Raw genomic sequence first — 315 nt, forward strand, 5'->3', positions numbered from 1 at the left:
GGATCTTGGCCTGCGCATCCGCGACATATTCCGAATCGGGATAATCGTTGACGACCTTGTTCATCGCCTCAACTGTGCGCTGCGCGGCGCGCTGGTCCTGCGTGACGTCGGAAATCTGCTTCGAATAGGCAAGACCGATCATGTACTGAACGTAAGCGGCGTCCTTGGAACGCGGATATTGCCGCAGGAAACGGCTACCGGTGGTGATTGCCACATCGTTCTTGTTGGTGCGCGTGGCAATGAAGGTCTGCATTACAAGCGCCTTCTGGCCCCATTCGGTGAAGGGGTACTGCTTGTCAATCGCCTCGAACTTGC

Annotated in this window: 1 protein-coding gene; it reads right to left on the reverse strand. The window is 56.5% G+C overall.

The window, feature by feature from the left end; translation table 11 throughout:
* Window positions 1-315, reverse strand: a 315-nt coding sequence (bamD, locus tag EN804_RS35995; protein WP_135922399.1) for an outer membrane protein assembly factor BamD, incomplete at both ends; no start/stop codon positions are given.

The sequence above is a fragment of the Mesorhizobium sp. M8A.F.Ca.ET.161.01.1.1 genome, from assembly GCF_004792105.1.
Lineage (GTDB): Bacteria > Pseudomonadota > Alphaproteobacteria > Rhizobiales > Rhizobiaceae > Mesorhizobium.